Source organism: Flavobacterium sp. F52 (assembly GCF_000278705.1).
GTDB lineage: Bacteria > Bacteroidota > Bacteroidia > Flavobacteriales > Flavobacteriaceae > Flavobacterium > Flavobacterium anhuiense.
Window position 1 is genome coordinate 1 of record NZ_AKZQ01000048.1, and the last position, 3,609, is coordinate 3,609.

Sequence of the window (3,609 nt, forward strand, 5' to 3'; positions counted from 1 at the left end):
TAACTAACTAAGAATAAAAAAAACTCTTGCCCAGTGGCTTGCCGCCTTCTAAACACATGGCAAAAATATTTTCAAAATCGGATTTTATTCCTTAAATTAGCTAGATGGATAAAGAAAACGAATCGGGGCTTGATTTTATAATTGACAAACTGACAAACTCTATAGAAAATGCCATAACCGGAGACAGCTTTCAAACAGAAATTTCTGTTCTCCAGAATTCTGATTTAAAGCATCTGACAAAGAAAAACGGCTGGCTCTTCAATTGGAAAGAAGAATTTAAAAACCCAATCAGAGATATCTACAAACTTACAATTGTTGGAAATTCAACAATAATTCAAGGTCTGATAAGTTTGGAAGTAAAGTCGGATCATGTTTACATGCATTTGGTGGAAAGTGCCCCTTTCAATAAAGGCAAAACAAAAGTTTATCTAGGCGTCGCCGGCAATCTGGTCGCTTATGCCTGCAAATTATCTTTTCAGCGCGGACATGATGGAAATGTTTCTTTCCTTTCAAAGTCGCAATTAGTCGGCCATTATGAAAAAACGCTTGGAGCATTCCATTTTGGCGGAAGGATTATGATAATTGAAACAAAATCAGCTTTGAAATTAATCAATAGATATTTTCAAAAATAAATAATTATGAAAACAAAAAAATTAGACCTGGAAATAGACAGCATAGGCGGACTAAACTCTCTGACGCCAACTGAAGAAAAAGCTTTAAGCGATTTTTTCCAGAAGAAAAAACTAATGAAAAAGAAAACTGAAAAAAAGAAAGCAACGCTTAAAAATTAGCCTGCAGCACAATTGCAAAACAACACCTCTGCTATTTATTAGAGGATAAATCTCGCTGCGATAAAATATCCCCCTCCAATAACTAATAATGGAAGAGCAATTGATAACAGAACCAATGTCCATATAAATACTCTAAAGTAACTACACAAACTTACTTCCGATGGATCTGAAGGATTATAGATGACAGTTGTCGTCTCGCCTATTTTCCAGGAAGGAGGATCTGTTCCTTCTGCTAGTTCATATGTTACCAATTGGTTATCTTTTGTCCGAAAAGTAAAGATTGGCGCAAACACTATGCCATCTGATTCGTATCTGTAAAGGTCAATAACAGTTGCAGTAGCTTTATCTCCATTTTTTAGAAATAATATTGTATTACGGAAACAGAATATTGCCAGTAAAAGGAACACTAGCCCTAGTCCTAGGATTAAATAATATTTCCACATAATTTTCTTTTTTATTTGTTCCATTTCAATTGCTTTATTATATCTAATTGATAAATAAACACTAACGAATATAATACAATTTTCAAAAAGCAAGCTGCATCAGAAACCTGCAAACAAATAAACAAGGATAATTACGTGAATTTTCAGTATCATATCTTTGATTATTAATAGAGAAACTATATCTATCCAAGGAGAAATCCTAGGAAATATTTTTTAAGCTGCTTCTGCTTTCTTATTCTTTTGATGTATTAAATGCAAATCGGGTTCAGTTTAGAGCTAAAGCTGATAACATTCGCTCGAGAAAAGCTATCGAAAAAATCGGCGGTGTTTTCGAAGGCGTTTTCCGTAAAGACAAGATTGAGCCAAATGGATATCCTAGAGATACTGCATTTTTAGCATTATCGACTCTGAATGGGAAAATGCAAAGAAGATGATTGAATTAAAAATAGAAGAAAAAGTCAATTGCTGAATCCATTTAATGAAATAGGCAGATAAGATAAAGGGACTACTCGAGATAGAACAGTAAAATTCAGTAGTGAGCGATTTTATCTCTCCAAATCATTCATAAAATCCAAAATAAATTTACACTTCTATAACAGTGAGAAATAGTTCCAGAAATTCACTTTTCAGAATTTATATGGAATGCATTGACTAGAGGTACAAATGGGGTACAAATAAAAAAAAACTGCAAAAAATTCGCAGTTCTTAATTTTAATATCTTTTATCCAACCTGTTATTTACTTCTTTTTGGATTTCTGCTATCGTCTTAATTCGCCCCGACTTAATCCAGTCAAGCAGTTCAGTCTTTTGGAAATATAGCCGTTTGCCCTTTTTACTTACTGGCAGTTCATTTCTGCATACTTTAGAATATATAGTGGCAACAGAAAGCTTCAAGAGTTTTGAAGCATCCTGGATAGTAAGCAGATTATCATCAATCTCTTTATCCTCTTTCGCGTTATTTTTTAAAATCCTTTCAATATTTTCTATACGTAAAGAAAGTGTTCCTAAAATATCTGGCAAATCTTCAAATTTATATGGTTTCATAATATGCATAAGTTTTTCTAGATGCAAAAAGGTTTGCATCACTGTTAATTTTGCTGGTTTCAAGCTGTCTGAAAGTAAAAAAAATCAATTAAGCCGCCATACTTAATTCGCTATATAACAACACATTATCAGATGTTTTATTTATACTTAAAAGTCTTTCCAAATCATCCAAAAAATGATGGTTTGTAATTTGTATCGTAAGGCTCCCCTTACGATACAAACCAAACCATTACACATCCCTTATAAACAATTGATTATCTTTATATTACAAATAACAACAAAAAGATAAAAAATGGAATCCAATGAAAATCAGCGTGGAAAAATTACACCTGAAAAAGCATTAAAAATGTTAACCGACGAAGGGATGAATGTAAACCTAGATGAAGCTACGGAAATATTATCTTTTTTAAGAATTTTGGCTGAAGCAAGAGTGAAGCATTTTTTAAAAGATTCGGAAAGCGATGAAATCGTAAAAGCCGATCAATTGAATCAAAATACTGAAACCCCCACTAAAATTAAGCAAGAAAAAAAACTCTCTCCCAAAGGAATAATTTATTGCAAAACTTGTAATTTTTTAAACAATAATTTTTAGTTAACACCTATTAATTTAACTGTAAAACAATTTTAAACTGTCGGTACTTTAAAAAAACAAGCCTTATTGATTAATAAGGCTTGCTTTATTTCTAAATATTATCCTAATGATATTCTGTTTGCGGCATCCCTTTTTTTCTGGTCAATCACTTTTACATATACCTGCGTTGTCTTAATGCTCCTATGGCCTAGCATTTTTGAAATGGTAAAAATATCAGTTCCTGCCGTCAGCTGAAGAGTCGCATAAGTATGTCTGAAGCAGTGGAATGTAATATGCTTACTGATTCCCGACAAAGCCACCCATACGGGAAGCGTACGGTCAACATCCCATTTGTTCAAATCTTTAAATACCTTCTCATTTTCTCCCCGTCTCTTGCCAAGCAATTCAAAAGCTTCATCGGAGATCGGTATGGATGCAGTACCTTCCGTTTTCTTTTGCCTGAAAATAATATAGTGTCCGTCATTCTCAACATGGTGCAATTCTGACCAAGTCAGCTTGGCAATATCGGAATACCTCAAGCCTGTAAGAACAGAAAACATAGAAATTCTTCTTACAATCAATTTCGGGCAGGGAGTTTCAAACAGCCTTCGGGTTTCCTCGAGAGTCAAAAAATTACGCTGGGATTCCATTTCCTTTATTGATCCTATCTTTGCATTGATATCTGTTTTAAGCTTATCCTCTCTATAGGCTGCTTTTAAAGTAGTTTTAATCTTGTTGTAATAAGAGAGAGCAGTGTTAC

The 3,609-nt window shown here is 33.4% G+C and carries 6 protein-coding genes; 3 read left to right on the forward strand and 3 right to left on the reverse strand.

Annotation, left to right across the window (positions count from 1 at the left end):
• The first annotated feature begins 104 nt into the window (after positions 1–104).
• Together FF52_RS22945 and FF52_RS23715 are read left to right on the forward strand one after the other, a co-directional pair.
• The gene (locus FF52_RS22945) at positions 105–632 is read left to right on the forward strand and encodes a hypothetical protein (RefSeq protein WP_008469347.1); all 528 of its coding nucleotides are present in this window, start codon (positions 105–107) and stop codon (positions 630–632) included.
• A gap of 6 nt (positions 633–638) precedes the next feature.
• On the forward strand, positions 639–791 hold the full coding sequence (locus FF52_RS23715; protein WP_157498692.1) for a hypothetical protein: 153 nt from the start codon (positions 639–641) through the stop codon (positions 789–791).
• A 38-nt stretch (positions 792–829) separates the two neighbouring features.
• On the opposite strand, the gene FF52_RS22950 is transcribed toward FF52_RS23715, so the two are convergent.
• Together FF52_RS22950 and FF52_RS22955 are read right to left on the reverse strand one after the other, a co-directional pair.
• On the reverse strand, positions 830–1,258 hold the full coding sequence (locus FF52_RS22950) for a DUF3592 domain-containing protein (RefSeq protein WP_008469348.1): 429 nt from the start codon (positions 1,256–1,258) through the stop codon (positions 830–832).
• A 687-nt stretch (positions 1,259–1,945) separates the two neighbouring features.
• Positions 1,946–2,341: a helix-turn-helix domain-containing protein gene (locus tag FF52_RS22955; RefSeq protein ID WP_237718572.1), complete on the reverse strand. Its 396-nt coding sequence runs from the start codon at positions 2,339–2,341 to the stop codon at positions 1,946–1,948.
• Between the two features lie 229 nt (positions 2,342–2,570).
• On the opposite strand from FF52_RS22955, the gene FF52_RS22960 reads away from it, so the two are divergent.
• On the forward strand, positions 2,571–2,870 hold the full coding sequence (locus FF52_RS22960) for a hypothetical protein (RefSeq protein ID WP_008469351.1): 300 nt from the start codon (positions 2,571–2,573) through the stop codon (positions 2,868–2,870).
• A gap of 98 nt (positions 2,871–2,968) precedes the next feature.
• On the opposite strand, the gene FF52_RS22965 is transcribed toward FF52_RS22960, so the two are convergent.
• On the reverse strand, positions 2,969–3,609 hold a 641-nt coding region (locus FF52_RS22965), incomplete at its 5' end, for a site-specific integrase (protein WP_008469353.1).

Excerpts from the sequence above, each read along its gene's own strand:
- FF52_RS22945 (WP_008469347.1), top strand. The coding sequence starts at position 105 with ATGGATAAAGAAAACGAATCGGGGCTTGATTTTATAATTGACAAACTG.
- FF52_RS22960 (WP_008469351.1), top strand. The coding sequence starts at position 2,571 with ATGGAATCCAATGAAAATCAGCGTGGAAAAATTACACCTGAAAAAGCA.
- FF52_RS23715 (WP_157498692.1), top strand. The coding sequence starts at position 639 with ATGAAAACAAAAAAATTAGACCTGGAAATAGACAGCATAGGCGGACTA.
- FF52_RS22950 (WP_008469348.1), bottom strand. The coding sequence starts at position 1,258 with ATGGAACAAATAAAAAAGAAAATTATGTGGAAATATTATTTAATCCTA.